Annotated in this window: 18 protein-coding genes; 10 read left to right on the top strand and 8 right to left on the bottom strand. The window is 76.3% G+C overall.

The window, feature by feature from the left end:
* The first annotated feature begins 14 nt into the window (after nucleotides 1-14).
* Both BD833_RS07380 and BD833_RS07375 read left to right on the top strand, forming a co-directional pair.
* Entirely contained in the window at nucleotides 15-713 is a 699-nt protein-coding gene (locus BD833_RS07380; protein ID WP_166532497.1) for a CDP-alcohol phosphatidyltransferase family protein, read from the top strand.
* 114 nt (nucleotides 714-827) lie between these two features.
* A complete protein-coding gene (locus BD833_RS07375) occupies nucleotides 828-1,805 on the top strand; it encodes a carbohydrate kinase family protein (protein WP_166532496.1) in 978 nt (325 codons plus the stop codon).
* Between the two features lie 112 nt (nucleotides 1,806-1,917).
* Here BD833_RS07375 and BD833_RS07370 read toward each other — a convergent pair whose 3' ends face one another.
* Genes BD833_RS07370 through BD833_RS07345 form a run of 6 tightly spaced genes read right to left on the bottom strand, consistent with a single transcriptional unit; the run spans nucleotide 1,918 to nucleotide 7,306 of the window.
* A complete protein-coding gene (locus BD833_RS07370) occupies nucleotides 1,918-2,577 on the bottom strand; it encodes a flavin reductase family protein (RefSeq protein ID WP_243737512.1) in 660 nt (219 codons plus the stop codon).
* The gene (locus BD833_RS07365; protein ID WP_166532495.1) at nucleotides 2,574-3,716 is read right to left on the bottom strand and encodes a glycosyltransferase family 2 protein; all 1,143 of its coding nucleotides are present in this window, start codon (nucleotides 3,714-3,716) and stop codon (nucleotides 2,574-2,576) included. The genes BD833_RS07370 and BD833_RS07365 overlap by 4 nt, the downstream gene beginning before the upstream one ends.
* Complete coding sequence (locus BD833_RS07360; protein ID WP_166532494.1) at nucleotides 3,713-4,531, bottom strand: carotenoid biosynthesis protein; 819 nt, start codon at nucleotides 4,529-4,531, stop codon at nucleotides 3,713-3,715. Before BD833_RS07360 ends, BD833_RS07365 begins: the two co-directional genes overlap by 4 nt.
* On the bottom strand, nucleotides 4,528-6,195 hold the full coding sequence (locus BD833_RS07355; protein WP_208092411.1) for a phytoene desaturase family protein: 1,668 nt from the start codon (nucleotides 6,193-6,195) through the stop codon (nucleotides 4,528-4,530). The genes BD833_RS07360 and BD833_RS07355 overlap by 4 nt, the downstream gene beginning before the upstream one ends.
* Nucleotides 6,192-6,800 (bottom strand): GNAT family N-acetyltransferase, encoded by a 609-nt coding sequence (locus tag BD833_RS07350; RefSeq protein WP_208092410.1) that lies wholly within the window; start codon nucleotides 6,798-6,800, stop codon nucleotides 6,192-6,194. The genes BD833_RS07355 and BD833_RS07350 overlap by 4 nt, the downstream gene beginning before the upstream one ends.
* Nucleotides 6,797-7,306, bottom strand: a complete 510-nt coding sequence (locus tag BD833_RS07345; protein WP_166532493.1) for a YbaK/EbsC family protein — start codon at nucleotides 7,304-7,306, stop codon at nucleotides 6,797-6,799. Before BD833_RS07345 ends, BD833_RS07350 begins: the two co-directional genes overlap by 4 nt.
* A gap of 240 nt (nucleotides 7,307-7,546) precedes the next feature.
* On the opposite strand from BD833_RS07345, the gene BD833_RS07340 reads away from it, so the two are divergent.
* From BD833_RS07340 to BD833_RS07330, 3 genes are read left to right on the top strand one after another with little or no spacing between them, the layout of a single operon-like run.
* A complete protein-coding gene (locus tag BD833_RS07340; RefSeq protein WP_166532492.1) occupies nucleotides 7,547-7,870 on the top strand; it encodes a DUF6504 family protein in 324 nt (107 codons plus the stop codon).
* Nucleotides 7,870-8,370 carry an SAV_6107 family HEPN domain-containing protein gene (locus BD833_RS07335; RefSeq protein WP_166532491.1) on the top strand — a complete coding sequence of 167 codons (501 nt, stop codon included), beginning with the start codon at nucleotides 7,870-7,872 and terminating at the stop codon, nucleotides 8,368-8,370. The genes BD833_RS07340 and BD833_RS07335 overlap by 1 nt, the downstream gene beginning before the upstream one ends.
* A complete protein-coding gene (locus BD833_RS07330; RefSeq protein WP_166532490.1) occupies nucleotides 8,367-12,161 on the top strand; it encodes a DNA polymerase III subunit alpha in 3,795 nt (1,264 codons plus the stop codon). Before BD833_RS07335 ends, BD833_RS07330 begins: the two co-directional genes overlap by 4 nt.
* Nucleotides 12,162-12,223: 62 nt before the next feature.
* Here the strand turns inward: BD833_RS07330 and BD833_RS07325 are convergent, their stop codons facing one another.
* A complete protein-coding gene (locus BD833_RS07325; RefSeq protein ID WP_166532489.1) occupies nucleotides 12,224-12,409 on the bottom strand; it encodes a hypothetical protein in 186 nt (61 codons plus the stop codon).
* 285 nt (nucleotides 12,410-12,694) lie between these two features.
* On the opposite strand from BD833_RS07325, the gene BD833_RS07320 reads away from it, so the two are divergent.
* The 3 genes from BD833_RS07320 to BD833_RS07310 all read left to right on the top strand — a co-directional run bounded on the left by BD833_RS07320 (nucleotide 12,695) and on the right by BD833_RS07310 (nucleotide 15,187).
* Nucleotides 12,695-13,174, top strand: coding sequence for a VOC family protein (locus tag BD833_RS07320; RefSeq protein WP_166532488.1), 480 nt, complete (start codon nucleotides 12,695-12,697; stop codon nucleotides 13,172-13,174).
* 91 nt (nucleotides 13,175-13,265) lie between these two features.
* Nucleotides 13,266-14,000, top strand: coding sequence for a methyltransferase domain-containing protein (locus tag BD833_RS07315; protein ID WP_166532487.1), 735 nt, complete (start codon nucleotides 13,266-13,268; stop codon nucleotides 13,998-14,000).
* Entirely contained in the window at nucleotides 13,997-15,187 is a 1,191-nt protein-coding gene (locus tag BD833_RS07310) for an alkaline phosphatase family protein (protein WP_166532486.1), read from the top strand. The genes BD833_RS07315 and BD833_RS07310 overlap by 4 nt, the downstream gene beginning before the upstream one ends.
* Before the next feature lie 18 nt (nucleotides 15,188-15,205).
* Here the strand turns inward: BD833_RS07310 and BD833_RS07305 are convergent, their stop codons facing one another.
* A complete protein-coding gene (locus BD833_RS07305; protein ID WP_166532485.1) occupies nucleotides 15,206-16,162 on the bottom strand; it encodes a helix-turn-helix domain-containing protein in 957 nt (318 codons plus the stop codon).
* Nucleotides 16,163-16,381: 219 nt separating this feature from the next.
* Between BD833_RS07305 and BD833_RS22650 the strand changes: the two genes are divergently transcribed.
* Nucleotides 16,382-16,522 (top strand): hypothetical protein, encoded by a 141-nt coding sequence (locus tag BD833_RS22650; protein ID WP_208092409.1) that lies wholly within the window; start codon nucleotides 16,382-16,384, stop codon nucleotides 16,520-16,522.
* Complete coding sequence (locus BD833_RS07295) at nucleotides 16,488-16,631, top strand: alpha/beta fold hydrolase (protein ID WP_208092408.1); 144 nt, start codon at nucleotides 16,488-16,490, stop codon at nucleotides 16,629-16,631. Before BD833_RS22650 ends, BD833_RS07295 begins: the two co-directional genes overlap by 35 nt.
* Nucleotides 16,632-16,641 lie beyond the last annotated feature (10 nt).

Below are 16,641 nucleotides of genomic sequence, written 5' to 3'. Positions count from 1 at the left end.
CGGGAGGAGGCGCGGTGCTCGATCGGGAGGAGTACCTGGCCGCCTGGTCGCGCTGGCACGGCGGCGCCGACACGCAGGCCCCGCTGGTCCGCGGCTGGCTGACGCTGGCGCACACCCTCGCCCGGCCGCTGGCCGTGCTGCCCCCGGTCGCCGCCACCGCCGCGGGCGTGCTGGTGGCGGCCGCCGCGGTGCCGCCGGCCGCCGCGGGGGGCGGGTGGCTGATCGTCGCCGGGCTGCTGGTGGGGCTCTCCGGCCTGCTGGACAGCCTCGACGGCGCCCTCGCCATCGGCACCGGGCGCGCCTCGCAGCGCGGCTTCGTGCTCGACTCCGTCGTCGACCGGCTGACCGAGGCGGCCTACGCCGCGGCGCTGTGGGCCGCCGGTGCGCCCGGCTGGCTGGCCGTCTCCTTCGGCGCGCTGTGCTGGCTGCCCGACTACCTGCGGGCCCGCGCCGGGCAGGCGGGCGTGCACCGCACCGGCCCGATCTCGCTGTGGGAACGGCCCACCCGGGTGGCGATGAGCGGCCTCACCCTCGGCGGGGCAGGGGTGGTCTCGGGCCTGGAGGTGGCCGGCTTCGCGGGCGGCCCCCTCGTGGTCACCGCCGGCGCGGCCGTCGGGGTCGCGCTGGGCGCCGTGGGCACCGTGCAGCTGGGGTGGTGGCTGCGCGGCGAGCTGTCCGGGCCGGGCCAGGGCACCGTTCCCGGCCCCGGCTGACCAGGCTCAGCGACGAGGTAGGGCCCTCGGGACGGCGGCATCCCGGGCCGGCCCCTAGGGTGTGCGTGCCCGATCCCCGCCGTTCCCCTCCGGTTCGTCCCCCAGGAGCCCTCCGTGCCCGTCGTCGTCACCGGCTCCATCGCCACCGACCACCTGATGACCTTCCCCGGCCGCTTCACCGAGCAGTTCGTCGACGGCCAGATGGAGAACGTCTCGCTGTCGTTCCTGGTCGACGACCTGGTGCAGCACCGCGGCGGCGCGGGAGCCAACATGGCGTACGGGCTGGGCCTGCTGGGCCTGGCGCCGGTGCTGGTGGGGTCGGTCGGCAGCGACTTCGCCGACTACGACGCCTGGCTGACCCGGCACGGGGTGGACACCCGCAGCGTGCGCTGGTCGGAGCTCAAGCACACCGCCCGCTTCGTGTGCACGACCGACCAGTCGAACAACCAGATCGCGTCGTTCTACTCGGGCGCCATGGCCGAGGCGTCGCAGATCGAGCTCGCGCCGGTCGTCGACCGGATCGGGGCGCCGGACCTGGTCGTCGTCGGCCCGAACGACCCCACGGCGATGGTGCGCCACACCCAGGAGTGCCGGGACCTCGGCTACCCCTTCGCCGCCGACCCCAGCCAGCAGCTGGCCTGGGCCGACGGCGAGATGATCCGCGACCTGGTCACCGGCGCGGAGCTGCTGTTCACCAACGAGTACGAGGCGGCGCTGCTGCTGCAGAAGACCGGCTGGACCGCCGACGAGGTGCTGGCGCGGGTCGGCACCTGGGTCACCACCCGCGCCGCCGAGGGGATCCTGGTGCGGCGGGCCGGCGAGGAGCCGCTGTCGGTGATCGCGGTACCCGAGACCAAGCCGGTCGAGCCCACCGGCGGCGGTGACGCCCTGCGGGCCGGGTTCATCGCCGGCCGCACCTGGGGTCTGGGGCTCGAGCGGTCGACGCAGCTGGGCTCGGCGGTCGCCACCGCCGCCGTCGAGGTGATCGGCACCCAGGAGTACGACCTGCCGCGGGCCAGCTTCCTGGAGCGCTTCGCCGAGGCCTTCGGCGCGGACGCGGCCGACGAGGTCGCCGCGCACCTGCCGGGCTAGAACACCGTCGTCCTCGCCGACGACACCGCGGCCAGGTGCCGGCCCCCTGCAGCGCTGAGCCGTTCCGTCCTCGCTGCGCGGACCCGTGCGGGGCCCGCTCGCGACGGCCCGTCTAACTGCCTCTGATCCGCTCGCCGATCGAGGGGTCGGCCGCCCACCGGTCGTAGGGGATCCGGGCGATCTCGCGCACCTCGCCGATCGTCGTCCACTCGTTCCCGCCGAGCCGGGCCAGCGGGCGCAGCTCCTCGATCCGCGGCCGGCCGTCCCGCACCGCCGCGCTCCAGGCGCTGACGTGCACGACCCGGCCGAGGACCACCGTGCTGTCGCCCAGGCGCAGCGTCGAGTGCAGCTCGCACTCGATGCTCACCGGAGACTCCGCCACCCGGAGCGCCGACACCTTCTCCGCCGGCTCCAGCCGCACCCCGGCGTGCTCGGCCTCGCTGGTGTCCGGCGGGAACTCGGTCGCGGTGGCGTTGACCTGCTCGAACAGCGCCTCCGGGGTGAGGTTCACGGTGAACTCGCCGGTCGCCTCCACGTTGCGCAGCGAGTCCTTCCGGCCCACCGAGGTGAACTGCACGATCGGCGGGTCGACGCAGGCGACCGTGTAGAAGGAGTGCGGCGCCAGGTTGTGCACCCCCTCGGCCGAGCGGCTGCACACCCACGCGATCGGTCGGGGCACGACGACGGAGTTCAGCACGCGGTAGAACGCCGCGGCGGACATCCCGGCCGGGTCGAACGAGGTGCGGGGGCGCTGCTGCTCGGCGGAGGTCACCCGGTCATCGTCGCCGATGCGTGCGCGGACCTCGCCTCGACGGGGCGGCCCCGCCACCGCAGCGAGCCGCGCCGGTGGCCCCGGACCGAGTGCAGCACGAGGGCATCCAGGGCGAGCACCGACACCGGGTGCGCCAGCGCGTCGGGCCAGGTGCGGCTGCCGCTCACCACGCCGGCCGCGACCCGCCCCGCCACCCCCGCCGCGTAGCCGACCAGCCCGGCCCGCGAGCCGGCGACCGCCGCCACCGCGGGGACGACGTAGACGGCGGTGAGCGCGGCGGCCGCGACCACGGCGCCGGCCGGCCGGCCGCCGACGGAGGCCCAGAGCGACTTGGCGTAGCCCTCGCGGACCTCGGGCCAGCCCGCGTACATCCGGCAGGCGGCGAGCCGGGCGCCCTCGATCGGCGCCCCGCGGCCGCCCGCTCGCTTGACCGACCGCAGCAGCGCGATGTCCTCGAGCACCTCACCGCGGACCGAGCCGTGCCCGCCGGCGCGCTCGTACGCCCCGCGGCGCACCACCAGGAACTGGCCGTTGGCGGCGGCGAGCGAGGGGTGGCGGGAGCGCTCGGCCAGCCGCAGCGGCAGCGTCGTCGTCCAGAGCCAGGGGGCCAGCGGCTGCACCAGCCGCTCGGCCGGGCCCTCGGCGAGCGGCCGGGGCCAGGGGGAGACCAGGTCCAGCCCGTGCGCGTCGAGCACGGCGACGGCGCCGGCGATCGCGTCGGGGAACAGCCGCACGTCGGCATCGACGAAGACCAGCACGTCATCGGCGCCGGCCGCGGCGGTCGCGGCCCCCTCGGCGCAGGCGTGCGGCTTGCCGAGCCAGCCCGGCGGGGGAGCGGGGGCGCTCACCAGCCGGACCCGCCGGTCGTGCACCGCCCGGACGACGTCGGCGGTGCCGTCGGTGGAGCCGTCGTCGACCACCACGATCCGCAGCCGGTCGACCCCCCGCTGGTCGAGCAGCGCGGCCAGGCAGCCGGCCACCTGGTCGGCCTCGTCGCGCACCGGCACCACGACGGTGACCGGGCGGCGGACCGGTGGCGGGTCCGCCGGGGGACGGCGCAGCAGCACGGCGTTGACCGCCGCGTGCGCGGCGCCGGCGACCGAGAGACCGGCCAGCGCGCGGAGCAGGCGCCCGCTCACCGGCGGCCCGCGCGCCGGTGCTGCACGGCGAGCACGAGCAGCACGGCCGCGCCCAGCCCGGCGCCCCAGGCCGCCGACCCCGGCAGGCCCAGCCAGCCGGCGTGCGCGAGCGCGCCACCGAGGGTCATCCACGCCAGCGCGAACAGCGGCGCGGCGGGGCCCACCCGCGGGGAGCCGACGGCCCGGGTGCGCGCCACCAGCAGGTCGAGCAGGGTCATGAGCACCAGCCCGGCCAGCAGCCAGCCGGCGAGGTTGGTCAGCGGCACGGTGTCGATGCCGGGCAGGCCCGGGCTCGGGTCGGCCCACGTCCAGTAGCCCGCCTGCACCAGCTGCGGGTCGAGGACGACGTCCCACGCCGCGAACACCGCCGCCGCCCACGCGATGCGCGCCGGCCGCCGGAGGCCGGCGCGGACCGGCCGGGCCAGCAGCCCGCCGAGCAGCCAGCTGGGCCAGGCCATCATCAGCCAGGCCAGGGGGACGAGGAACGGGACCCCGAGCAGCGTCGGCCCGAGCACGTCGCTGTAGGTGTAGCTGCCGTACGGGAAGCCGGTCGCCACCCCGACGGACTCGAACGCGATCGCGACCAGCGCGACCAGGAGGAGCACGCCCGCCCCGGTCCGGGCGCCCCGGCTGAGCCCGGCGTGGACCACCGACAGCGCCGAGCCCAGCAGCACGATCGTCCAGGAGACGACGTCGCGGCCGGACCCGGAGCTCAGCGGGTAGGCGATGGCCGCGGCCACCAGGGCGCCGGCCAGCGCGACGGGAACCGCCCGCCGCCCGGTCGGCAGCGTCAGCGACGGAGCTGCGGCGGTCATGCGCCCGCTCCCCGCCGGCGGCGGCGCAGGGCGCGGCCGGCCGCCGCCCGGAGGCGCGGCAGCGCGCGCCGGTCGGCGAGGAGGGTGCGCGCCGCGGACCGCCCGGAGTTGCCCGACACCCCGCCGCCGGGGTGGGTGGAGGCGCCGGCGAGGTAGAGGCCTGGCAGCCCCGGCACCCGGTAGCCCGACAGCCCCGGCGCCGGGCGGAAGGCGAACATGCTGGCCAGGCCCATCTCCACGTGCATGACGTTGCCACGGGGCAGGGACAGCTCCCGCTCGAGCGCCAGCGGCGTCTGCACGTACGTCTCCCGCACCGAGTCGGCGAACCCGGGGGCGTAGCGGTCGACCGCGGCCACCAGGCGGCGGGCCTCGGCGTCGGCGAGGTCGTCCCAGTTCCCGCCGTCGGCCAGGGCGTAGGGATACCACTGGCCCCAGATGGTGACCACGTGCTGCCCGGGCGGCGCGAGCGTGTCGTCGCTCGCCGAGAAGGACATGGCCAGCGGCACCGGCTCGCGGGGCACCCGGCCCGCGCCCCAGTCGCCGTGCGCGGCGGCCAGCTGGGCGCGGTCGGTGCAGAGCAGCTGCAGCCCCTGCAGGGCGTCGGCGGGCGAGACGCCGGGGTAGGACGGCGGCGCGTCGGTGAGCGCGCGCACGACCAGGCCGAAGCCGTTGCCGATCGGCGGTGCGGCGTCGGCGAGGACGGGCGGCGCGGCGTCCCCGGCGAGCGCGCGGGTGACCCCGATGTGGCAGGCGGCCACGACCGCCGGCGCCCGGACCGTCCGGCCCGACCGGGTCTCGACGCCGACGACCCGGCCCTCCTCGACTAGCAGCCGCGCGGCACCGTCGCCGAGCACCACCCGGCCGCCGTCGGCCTCCAGCCGCCGGCGCAGCGCCTGGGTCAGGCCGCCGGAGCCGCCGACCGGGTGCCCCGGGGGGACGTCGTGCAGCAGCGCGACCCAGCCGACCATGGCGGCCGTGCCCGGTTCGGACATCGGTGGCCCGGACTGGGCGCCGAACCAGGCCAGCGCCGCCTTGAGCCGCTCGCTGGTGAACCAGCGGTCCAGCAGCGCGTCGCCCGAGCCGAGGAAGTCGACGGCCAGCTCGCCGCCTGGGGTGCGGGGGCGGCCCTCGGCGGGCGCGCCGAGCGGCCAGAACGACCGGACCAGGCCACCGGCGGACGGCGCCCGGCCGAACGACGCGACGACCGCCCGGCTGCGCGGCGCCCACACCCCGACGAACCGGCGGTAGGCCGCGGCGTCCCCGGCTCCGCACGCCGCCTCGATCGAGGCGCAGGTGGCGTCCAGGTCGACGGAGAAGACCAGCGGCCGGCCGTCGGGGCCCGGGTCGCCGGGGCGCGGGGCGGGGGCGAAGCCCCAGGGGTCGCAGTCGATGTAGCGCAGGCCGGAGGCGGCCAGGTCGAGCTCCTCGACGATGCCGCTGTGGCGGACGATCACGTGCGCGCTCGAGCCGCGGTCCACCCGGACCCCGGGCCAGCGCTCGACGGTGGAGACCGCGCCGCCGAGCACCTCGTCGGACTCGACCACCTCCACCCTCAGCCCTTCCCGGGCGAGGTAGCAGGCGGCGACGAGGCCGTTGTGGCCGGAGCCGACGACGACCACGTCGACCACGTCGACCGGTCCGGGCGGGGCGGCGGGTGCGGTCACGCCCGGGAGTTCGTCGGCGAGGCGGCCGGTGGATGCAGCGGCAGCTGGGCACCGAGGATGGCGAAGGGCCGGGAGTCGCCGGGGAAGTGGTAGCCGCGGGCCAGGTCGACGAACCCGTCGGCCCGGTACAGCCGGAAGGCCTTGGTGTCGGCGTCGGGCGTGGACAGCAGGGCCACCGGGTGCGGCAGCCCCTCGACGAGCGCGTGCAGCAGCTGCCGGCCGAGGCCCTGGCTCTGCGCGTCGGGGTGGACGTGCAGCTCGCAGACCTCGAAGGCGCCGGGGAGCCACTTCTTCGCCGTCCGCCGGTCCAGCGCCGCGCGCACCTGGTCGTGCCACCACTGCCCGGGGGCGACGAGGTAGCCGTAGCCGAAGCCGACCAGGCGCTCAGCTGTCTCGCCCCCGCCCACCCCGGTCTGCGCGAAGGCGCCCACCGCGCGGAAGCCGGGCCGCTCGGTGTGCTGGATGGCGTAGCCGTAGCGGCCGGCGACGATGCCGGAGTCGTAGCCCATCGCCAGGCCGTAGACGGTGAGCACCTCGTGCATGTGCTCGCGCATCCACGGCGGCGGCAGCTCGAGGATCCGGGTGGTGGAGCGGGTGCCCGTCATCGGCCGACCGCCGTCCCGGGACCGGTCTCGGCCGCGACCTCGGCCGGGGTGCCCTCGGTGAGCCGGAGCAGCTCGTCGTAGCTGGTGGGGAAGACCGTGTGCGGGTGCCCGGCGGCCGCCCACACCTCGTCGTAGCGGGCCAGCTCGACGTCGACCAGGGTGCCGATCGGCTCCGGGTGGCCGATCGGAGCGACCCCGCCGATGGGCTGACCGGTGTGCCGCCGCACGAAGTCGGCGTCGGCCCGGGTGAGCGCCGGGACGCCGAGCAGCTCGGCGACCCGGACCTCGTCGACCCGGTGGCCGCCGCTGGTCAGGACCAGCAGCGGCGCGCCGCCGACGTCGAACACCAGGCTGTTGGCGATGGCGCCGACCGGGACGCCGAGCTGGTCGGCGGCCGCCGGGGCGGTGCGCGCGCTGTCGGGCAGGTGGCGCACCTCGCCGGCAGCACCGGCCGCGCGGAGCAGCCGCGCGACCTCGGTGACCCGGGGGTGGTCGGGCGAGGGCATGGGTCGATCCTCCCATCGCCCGGGGGCCGGCGCGCCCGGCGTGTGCCCGGACCCGGGTCGAGGTGGTGCGGGGGCCGCGCGACACGGGTCCGGAGCGGCTTGACGGGGCCGGCCGGCTCCGGTCTACTGGACGCCGTTCGAACAGGCGTTCGAACCGCGTCCGTCCCGCTCTCCCGGCTCTTCCCCGCCGGTGGGTGACGGGACGGGCGTGCGCGTGGGGCGAGGCGTGGGGAGCGTGTCATGAGCCGGGTGCTGGGTGAGGTCGTCGGTCGGGCCGGCGAAGAGGTGCAGGTCGAGCGCGGCCCGCTGGGGCCCGTGCAGTTCTGGCGCGGCCAGTCCCGGTACGTGGTGGGGGAGCTGCTCGACTCCTGGATCGAGACCACGCCGTGGTGGCTGCGCGACGCCGACGGGGGAGGTGCCTCGGCCGACCTGGTGGCGCCGCGGGAGGTCTGGCGGGTCGAGGCGGTCCGGGCCGGGCGGTCCCGGATGAGCTTCGCCGGGGTCTACGACCTGTCGTGGGACGCGTCCGGCAACCACTGGTGGCTCGTGCGGGTGCACGACTGATGGGCGCCGCACGAGCCGTGCCGGCCGACCAGCTGCCGCTGCCCCCGGCGCTGCCCGCGGCCGCCGCGACGCTGCTGGGTCAGGCGCACCGCGGGCTGGCCGCGGCCGCCGCTGTTGCCGATCACCGCGAGCGGTACGCCACCGCCCACCTCGCCGCCCTGCGCGCCGCCGCCGCGGTCCTGGCCGCCCGCACCCGGCCGGAGGGTGGTCGTCGCCGGCCGCGCAGCGCCTGGGTGCTGCTCGGGCAGGTCGCACCCGAGCTGGGCGAGTGGGCGACCTTCTTCGCCGCGGGCGCGGGCAAGCGCGCCGCCGCCGAGGCCGGGCTGTCCCGCGCGGTCACCGAACGGGAGGCCGACGACCTCGTCCGCGACGTCCGCGCCTTCCTGGGCGTGGTCGAGACCGTGCTCGGCAGCACGCCGCTGCCCGAGTCGCCCCGGTACCCGAGGCCGCACGTGGTGGGTGGGCCGGCACGATCCCGGTCCGCCGGGTCCCGGACGTGAGTGACCCCTTCGTCCACCTGCACGTCGCCTCCGGCTACTCCATGCGGTACGGGGCCAACCACCCCGCCGACCTGGTGGCCCGCGCCGCCGAGCACGGCATGCCGGCGCTGGCCCTGACCGACCGGGACGGGCTCTACGGCGCGGTGAAGTTCGCGCTGGCCTGCCGAACGGCGGGGGTGCGGCCGATCTTCGGGGTCGACCTGGCGGTGGCCCCGTCGCTGGGCACCAGCGTGCCCCCGGCGCTCGCGCACGTGCTGGGGGAGGACCCCGCGGCGGCCCGGCCCCCGCGGTCGCGGGCCGCGGCGTCCCCTCGCCGGGCCCCGGCCCGCGGTGGGGCGAGCGTCGACCCCCGCCTGCCCCGGATCACCTTCCTGGCCCGGGACGGCGCCGGCTGGCGGTCGCTGTGCCGGCTCACCAGCGCCACCCACCTGCGCGGCACCCGCGGCGAGCCGGTGAGCTCGCTGGCCCTCGCCGCCGAGCACGCCCGCGGGCTGACCCCGCTGCTGGGGCCGGACTCCCCGGTGGGCCGCGCGCTGCTGGCCGGGCGGGCCGACCTGGCCGCCGACCAGCTGGACGCCTGGCGGGCGGTCTTCGGCCCGGGGCTGGCGCTGGAGGTCGTGCACCACCGCGGCCAGGGCGACCGCTCCCGGGCGCAGGCCGTGCTGCGGTTCGCCGCCGAGCAGCAGGTGCCGGTGGTGTTGAGCAACGCCGTCCGGTACGTCGACGCCCTGGACGCACCGACCGCCGACGTGCTCGACGCGGCCCGGCGGCTGGTCCCGCTCGGCGCCCGGCACGTCGACCGCACCACGGCCGAGGGCTACCTGAAGTCGGGCAAGGAGATGGCCGAGGTCGCCGAGGACCTGGTGGGTCCCGACCGGGACGCAGCAGCGCGGCTGCTTGAGCGCACCGCGCGGCTGGCCGAGCAGTGCGCCGTCGACCCCGCCGGCGACCTCGGGATCGGCAGCGTCCGCTACCCGGAGCTGGACGTCGTCACCACGCCGGCCGAGCGTGGGATGGGGCCGGCCCAGGTGCTGCGCGCCCGCTGCGAGGCCGGGCTGGGCCGGCGCGGCATGGCGCCCACGGCGCGGGTGCGCCAGCGGCTGGACGAGGAGCTGGCGGTGATCGACTCCCTCGGCTACCCCTCCTACTTCCTCACCGTCGCCGACGTGGTCGACCTCATCAAGAGCTTGAGGGTCCGCGCGGCGGCGCGGGGCTCGGGCGCCGGCAGCCTGGTCACCTACCTGCTCGGCATCTCCGACGTCGACCCGCTGCGCTACGGGTTGCTGATGGAGCGGTTCCTCTCGCCGCTGCGCCATCAGCTGCCCGACATCGACATCGACGTGGAGTCCGCGCGGCGGATGGAGGTCTACGACGCGGTCATCGACCGCTTCGGCGCCGACCGGGTCAGCTGCATCTCGATGATGGACACCTACCGGGTGCGGCACGCGATCCGCGACGTCGGCGCCGCGCTGGGCCTGCCGCAGGCGGAGGTCGACGCCGTCGCCAAGGCCTTTCCGCACATCCGGGCCAACCAGGTGCACGCCGCGCTGCGCGACCTGCCCGAGCTGCGGGCCAGCCGGCTGGGGTCGAAGCGGTCCGGTGGCTCGGGTGATCTGGACCTGTTGTTCGACCTCGTCTCCCGGCTCGACGGGCTGCCCCGGCACATCGCGCTGCACCCCTGCGGGGTGCTGCTGTCCGACGCCACGCTGCTGGACCGCACGCCGGTGGAGAGCAGCTACCTGGGCTACCCGATGAGCCAGTTCGACAAGGACGACGTCGAGGAGCTGGGCCTGCTCAAGCTCGACCTGCTCGGCATCCGGATGCAGTCGGCGATCGCGCACGCCCTCGACGAGATCGAGCGGGTCGACGAGGAGACGGTGGACATCGACGCCGTCCCGCGCGACGACCCGACGACCTTCGAGCTGATCCGCAGCACCCGGACCCTGGGGATGTTCCAGATCGAGTCACCGGGGCAGCGGGAACTGGTCGGCAAGTTCGGGCCGCAGACCTTCGAGGACATCGTCATCGACATCTCGCTGTTCCGGCCCGGCCCGGTGAAGAGCGACATGGTCACCCCGTTCCTCATGGCCCGGAACGGCTGGCGGGAGGCGCAGTACCCGCACCCCGACCTGGAGTTCGCGCTCGCCGAGACCGCCGGGGTCGTGGTCTTCCACGAGCAGGTGCTGCAGGTCGTGTCCCGGATGGCCGGCTGCACCCTGGCCGAGGCCGACGAGGTGCGCCGGGCGCTGGGGGAGAAGGACGCCCACCCCGAGGTGCGTGCCTGGTTCGTCCCGCGCGCGCTGCAGGCCGGCTACCCGGTGGAGGTCGCCGAGCAGGTGTGGGAGGTGCTCGTCGCCTTCGGGTCCTTCGGCTTCTGCAAGGCGCACGCGGCGGCGTTCGCGCTGCCGACGTACCAGTCGGCCTGGCTGAAGACCCACCACCCGGCGGCCTTCCTCGCCGGGGTGCTCACCCACGACCCGGGCATGTACCCGAAGCGGCTGATCCTCGACGACGCCCGCAACTTCGGGATCCGGGTGCTCGGGCTCGACGTCAACGCGTCGGTCGGGAGCTACCGCGTCGAGCGGCTGGACCGGGACGATGCGGCCGACCCTGAGGATGAGGTGGAGGGTGAGGGTCAGGAGCAGGGCGGGTGGCGGCGCCCGGAGTGGATGCCGGCGGCGATGCCGGACCCCACCCGGTACGGCATCCGGCTGTCCCTGGCCGACGTGAAGGGCATCTCCGACGACGAGGTGGCGCGGGTCGTCACCGGGCAGCCGTACCGGTCACTGACGGATTTCTGGTCCCGGGCGTCGGTGTCCCGGCCGGTGGTCGAGCGGCTGGTGCTGGCGGGCGGGTTCGACTCGCTCTACGGCTTCGGGATGCGGGACCGCGAGGCCGGCCGGCCGACGCGCCGCCGCCGCCAGGTGACCCGGCGGGACCTGCTGCTGCAGATCAGCGAGCTGGACCGGTGGAGCCGCAGCGGGGCGCGGGCCGCCTCGGACGGGCAGCTGAGCCTGGACCTCATGGGGCTGGGGCTACCCGAGGAGGAGCCCGGGGGCGATCCGGCGGAGCAGGACGGGGTGGCCGCGCCCAGCCCTGCTGCGAGCAGCGGGCTGCCCGAGTTCACCGACGCGGAACTGGTGCGCGCGGAGCTGGAGGTGCTGGGGCTGGACGCCAGCCGGCACGTCGTCGACTTCTACCGGCCGTTCCTGTCCGCGATCGGCGCGGTGCCGGCCGGGGAGCTGCTCGGCTGCCGCAGCGGCGCGGAGGTCCTGGTGGCCGGGGTGAAGGTGGCCACCCAGACCCCGCCGATCCGGTCCGGCCGCCGGGTGGTGTTCGTGACCCTGGACGACGGCACCGGGTGCACCGACTCGACGTTCTTCGAGGACGCCCAGGGCCCCTACGCCGCGACGGTCTTCCACTCGTGGCTGCTGGTGATCCGCGGGGTGCTGCGCCGCACCGGGCCGCGGGGGATGTCCCTGCGGGCCACCGGGGCCTGGGAGCTGCCGGCGCTGCACGAGGCGTGGGAGGCCGGGGGGCTGGAGGCGGTCGCCGAGCTGATGGCGGCACCGGGGGAGTACACCGAGCAGGCGATCACCGGGGCCGCGGCCTCGCGCGGGTCCCGGCCGGTGGTGGTCAAGCCGGTGCTGGTGCACCCCACCGGGTTCCGGATGTCGCCCTACGCCGACATCAAGCCGGCCGGGGACGACGCGTCGACCGCAGCCCGCCGCGCGGCGTCTGCGCCGCCGCGCAAGCTCTGGCACTCCAGCCCAGGCAGCTCGGGGCACTGAACGAGGGCCCCGCCGCCCCCACCACGTGCCGCGGGAGCACCGGCAGCGGGGGCGCGTGCGGCTCAGCCCTCGTTGTCGGTGGCGTCGTCGACCTCCTCCTCGAGGTCGGTGATGCCCTCCTCGACGTTCTGCTCGACGCCGTCGTCGACGACGTCGTCGCCGCAGGCCGCGGTGGTCACGGAGGCGGCGGCGATGGCGAACGCGGCAGCGGTGGTGCGGATCAGGCGGGGGCGGACGGAGCGGGCCATGGGATCTCCTCGATCGTCGCGGTGCTGGATCGTCGCGGTGCTGGATCGTCGCGGTGCTGGATCGTCGCGGTGCTGGATCGTCGCGGTGCTGGATCGTCGCGGTGCTGGATCGTCTCGGTGCTGGATCGTCTCGGTGCTGGATCGTCTCGGTGCTGGATCGTCACGGTGCTGGCACCGAGACCAGTGCCCGAGCCCGGCGGGCCGGTAAACGACCGATGAGTTCACCGGCCCGGGGCGGTCCACTCCTCGACACCGGCGCCCGGCCGGTGCGCGAAGGAGCCCGCGATGCCCCAGCAGATCCCGTGCCTCTGGTTCGACCGTCAGGCCGAGGAGGCCGCCGCCCACTACACCACGATCTTCCCGAACAGCTCCATCGGCCAGGTCACCCGCTACGGCCCCGGCCAGCCCATGCCGGAGGGAACCGCGATGACGGTGAGCTTCACCCTGGACGGCCAGGAGTACGTGGCGCTCAACGGCGGGCCGCAGTTCCCGCACAGCGAGGCCATCTCCTTCCAGATCATGTGCGCCGACCAGGAGGAGGCCGACCACTACTGGACCCGCCTCACCGAGGGCGGCGAGGAAAGCATGTGCGGCTGGCTCAAGGACCGGTTCGGCGTCTCATGGCAGGTCATCCCGGTGGAGCTCCCGGCCCTGCTGGGCGACCCCGATCCGGGCCGCGCCCAGCGCGCGGCCGAGGCGATGTTCCAGATGCGCCGCATCGACGTGGCGGCCGTCCGGCGCGCTGCCGACAGCGTTCCCGCCTGACGAACGGCCCTTCTGCGCCCCACCGCCCGCACGGTCCGGGCGGGACCCTGCAGGAGGGCCGCGGCCTGCGGCCGCCACTAGGCTCCGGGGGGTGCCGACCGAATCTGCCTCGCCGAGCGCGGAGCAGCTGCCCGCCCGGACCGCTGCCGTCTGGGCGGCCCTGGACCCCCTGGTGGACACCGGCGTGGCGCTGCGGGTGCTCGACGTGGGCGGCGGCAGCGGCATGTTCGCCGTTCCGCTGGCCCGCCTGGGGCACACCCTCACCGTGGTCGACCCGAGCGCCGACGCCCTGGCCACGCTGCACCGCCGGGCGCAGACGGCGGGGGTGGGCGAGCGGGTCCGCGGCGTCCAGGGCGACGGAGACCTGCTGCACGAGGTCCTCGCCGACGACGGCGGCTACGACCTCGCGCTCTGCCACTCCGTCCTCGAGGTCGTCGACGACCCGGCCGTCACCCTCCGGGAGATCGCCGGCGCCCTGCGCCCCGGCGGGCAGGTGAGCCTCGCCGTCGCCAACCGGGCGGGGGGCGTCCTCGCCCGCGCGCTGGCCGGGCAGCCCGCCGACGCGCTGGCCGTGCTCGGCGACCGGGGCCCGGCCCCAGGCCGGCCGGCCCGCCGCCGGTTCACGCCGGAGGCGCTGCTCGCCCTCGTCGAGGGCGCCGGGCTGACCCCCGGGGCCTGGCGCGGCGTCTCGGTCGTCGCCGACCTGCTGGAGACCGCCTCCGGCGCCGATCCGGCCGACGTCCGGCAGCTGGAGCTGGCGCTGGCCGAGGTCTCGCCCTACCGCGAGGTCGCCGCCGGCCTGCACCTGCTCGCCACCCGCCCGTGACATCGGCGGACGGCGCCGGCGGGCTCCCCGCCGACCTGCACCGCCCTGCCTACGGCACCGCGACCCTCGCCGACGTCCTGCCGGGGGTCGCGGCGGCGCTCGGCACCGCGGTGCCCCGCGGCGACCTGCCGGCCGACCCCCTCGATCTGACGGCCGCGCTGCACGGCGCCCGGCGGGTGGCCGTCCTCCTGGTCGACGGTCTGGGCGCGGACCTGGTCCGCGCGCACGCCGACCTCGCCCCCACCCTGGCCGCGATGACCAGCCCGGCCGGCGACCTCGCCGCCCCCTGCCCCAGCACGACGCCGGTCAGCCTCACCACGCTGGGCACCGGCCTCCCGCCGGGCAGCCACGGTGTCCTCGGCTTCGTCACTGAGGTGCCCGGGGAGGGTCGCACCCTCAACCACACGCAGTGGGCCGACGACCCCGATCCGGCCGCCTGGGTGGCGCAGCCGACCGTCTTCCAGCGGGCCGCCGCCGACGGGGTCGCGGTCACCGCGGTGGGCCCCTGGGCCTACGCCGGCTCGGGGCTGACCGTCGCCGCCTACCGGGGCGCGGAGTACACCGGGGCGGTCGGGCCCGGCGATCTCACCGCCCTCGTGCGGGCCGCGCTCGACGCCGGGCCCCGGGCGCTGGTCTACGGGTACATGGCCGAGCTCGACCTCACCGGGCACGTCCGCGGCGTCGACTCACCCAGCTGGCGCGCCCAGCTCGCCCTGGTCGACCGGGTCGTCGCCCAGCTGGTCGACGGCCTGCCCGACGACGCCGCGCTCCTGGTCACCGCCGACCACGGGATGCTCGACGTCCCGGCGCACACCCGCCTCGACCTCGACGACGAGCCCGATCTCGCCGACGGCGTCCGGCTGCTCGCCGGTGAGCCCCGCGCCCGGTACGTGCACACCGAGCCCGGCGCCGAGGCCGACGTCCTGGACCGCTGGCGCGGCGTGCTCGGCAACCGGGCGTGGGTGGTCGGCCGGGACGAGGCCGTCGCCAGCGGGATCTTCGGCCGGGTGGACGACGCCCTCGCGGCGCGGATCGGGGACGTCGTGGCACTGGCCCGAGGCAGCTGGGCGCTGATCACCCCCCGCCTGGAGCCGGGCCCCAGCCGGCTGGCCGCATACCACGGCTCGCTCACCGCGACCGAGCTGGCGATCCCGCTGCTGGCTGCCCGGGGGCGTGCCCTCACCTGACCGCCGCGCCCGGGCCCGTCACGGGGTCGGGCCGGACCGCTCCCGCCACTCCCGCGGCGTGAGCCCGTACTCCTGCCGGAAGCGGCGGCTGAAGTGGCTCGGGTCGGCGAAGCCACAGCTCCGGGCGACGGCGGCCACGGAGCGGTACCGCCCCGTCGGGGAGACGAGCCGGGCGCGCGCCAGCTCCAGGCGTTCGACGATGAGCCACTGCTCCAGGTGGAGCCCGGCCGCAGCGAAGACCTTGTACAGCTGCCGCACGGAGACGTTGTGCACCGCGGCCAGGCGCGGCGCCGTCAGGTCGGGCTCGGTCAGGTGGGCCCGGGCGTAGGCCAGCACCCGCGTCAGGAGGGTCTCCTCGCGGACGGCCGCGGCATGTCGGTCGTCGCCGGCCGCGGAGACGAGCAGCGCACGCACCAGCTCGATCGTCGCCGTCCCGAGCGAGGTCGCGCCCGGGTCCGCCGACAGTCGTCCGGCGTCCCGGGACAGCCGCACCAGGTGATCGCGGACCAGGTCGTGCAACGGGCTGCCGCGCAGCCGGGGAGCGGCTGCGCGCACGACGTCGGGCGGTAACGCCAACCGGTCGTAGGCGATCTGGAAGGCGCGGGAGCCGCCGGTGTCGGCCCACGAGAACTCGTAGGGCGCCGTCAGGTCGCTGAGCATCAGTTGCCCGGCCGGCACGAGCGACTGCGTCTCGAGCTGGCCGAACCGGCCGACGCCGCTGGCCTGCACCGCGAGCGCGACCACTTCTGGGCCGGCCATGCGCAGGTGCCGGGGCGTGCGCACGAGCCGGAAGCCGGAGGCGTCGGTGGTGAACAGGTTCGCGTCCCCGAAGTGCCACAGGTGCATGCGCGAGTGCACCCGGTCGGCCGGGGCGAGGTGCTCGATGCGGCAGGGAACCGACGCCTGGTCGAACGCCGCGCGGAACGCGTCCACCCGGTGCTCGGGGGCGACGGTGGCGGTGTCCAGCAGCTGCATCGTCGTCTCCCGGCGGACGGGTCGTGGACCGGCGGCGCCCCCGGCGTCGGGTGCGCCCAGCGTGGCAGAGCGGCAGGGCCACGGGAACCGTCCGGGGCGTGAACAGGTCGTGCAGCGACGAGCCAGAGGTGTGCACGGACAGCCGATGCGCCGGGCCGCAGCGGTGCCAGGTTCTGCGCATCGGGCGACCCAGCAACTGATCCAGCCCAAGGGGAGCGCATGGCCTCGATCACCACCACCGACGCCACCGACATCTTCGACGAGGACTGGGGCGCCGGTCAGCCGGTCGTCCTCAGCCACGGGCGCACGGAGGCGACGACCGGTCGTGCCGTTCGCGAACTCGGCACCGAAGACCGCTGAGCTGCTGAAGGACGCCGAGCTCACGGTCTACCCGGGCGCGCCGCACGGCCTCTTCGGAGCGCACGAACAGGAGTTCAACACCGACCTGCTCGCCTTCGCGCGGGCGTGAGAGGAACGAC

This window comes from Blastococcus xanthinilyticus (genome assembly GCF_008124835.1).
GTDB lineage: Bacteria > Actinomycetota > Actinomycetes > Mycobacteriales > Geodermatophilaceae > Blastococcus > Blastococcus xanthinilyticus.
This window is presented reverse-complemented; position numbering and strand designations above follow the sequence as displayed.

Bases quoted from the DNA above. Each gene is read 5' to 3' on its own strand.
- BD833_RS07325 (WP_166532489.1), bottom strand. From the start codon at position 12,409: ATGGCCCGCTCCGTCCGCCCCCGCCTGATCCGCACCACCGCTGCCGCG.
- BD833_RS07335 (WP_166532491.1), top strand. From the start codon at position 7,870: ATGGGCGCCGCACGAGCCGTGCCGGCCGACCAGCTGCCGCTGCCCCCG.
- BD833_RS07340 (WP_166532492.1), top strand. From the start codon at position 7,547: ATGAGCCGGGTGCTGGGTGAGGTCGTCGGTCGGGCCGGCGAAGAGGTG.
- BD833_RS07345 (WP_166532493.1), bottom strand. From the start codon at position 7,306: ATGCCCTCGCCCGACCACCCCCGGGTCACCGAGGTCGCGCGGCTGCTC.
- BD833_RS07350 (WP_208092410.1), bottom strand. From the start codon at position 6,800: ATGACGGGCACCCGCTCCACCACCCGGATCCTCGAGCTGCCGCCGCCG.
- BD833_RS07320 (WP_166532488.1), top strand. From the start codon at position 12,695: ATGCCCCAGCAGATCCCGTGCCTCTGGTTCGACCGTCAGGCCGAGGAG.
- BD833_RS07305 (WP_166532485.1), bottom strand. From the start codon at position 16,162: ATGCAGCTGCTGGACACCGCCACCGTCGCCCCCGAGCACCGGGTGGAC.
- BD833_RS22650 (WP_208092409.1), top strand. From the start codon at position 16,382: ATGGCCTCGATCACCACCACCGACGCCACCGACATCTTCGACGAGGAC.
- BD833_RS07360 (WP_166532494.1), bottom strand. From the start codon at position 4,531: ATGACCGCCGCAGCTCCGTCGCTGACGCTGCCGACCGGGCGGCGGGCG.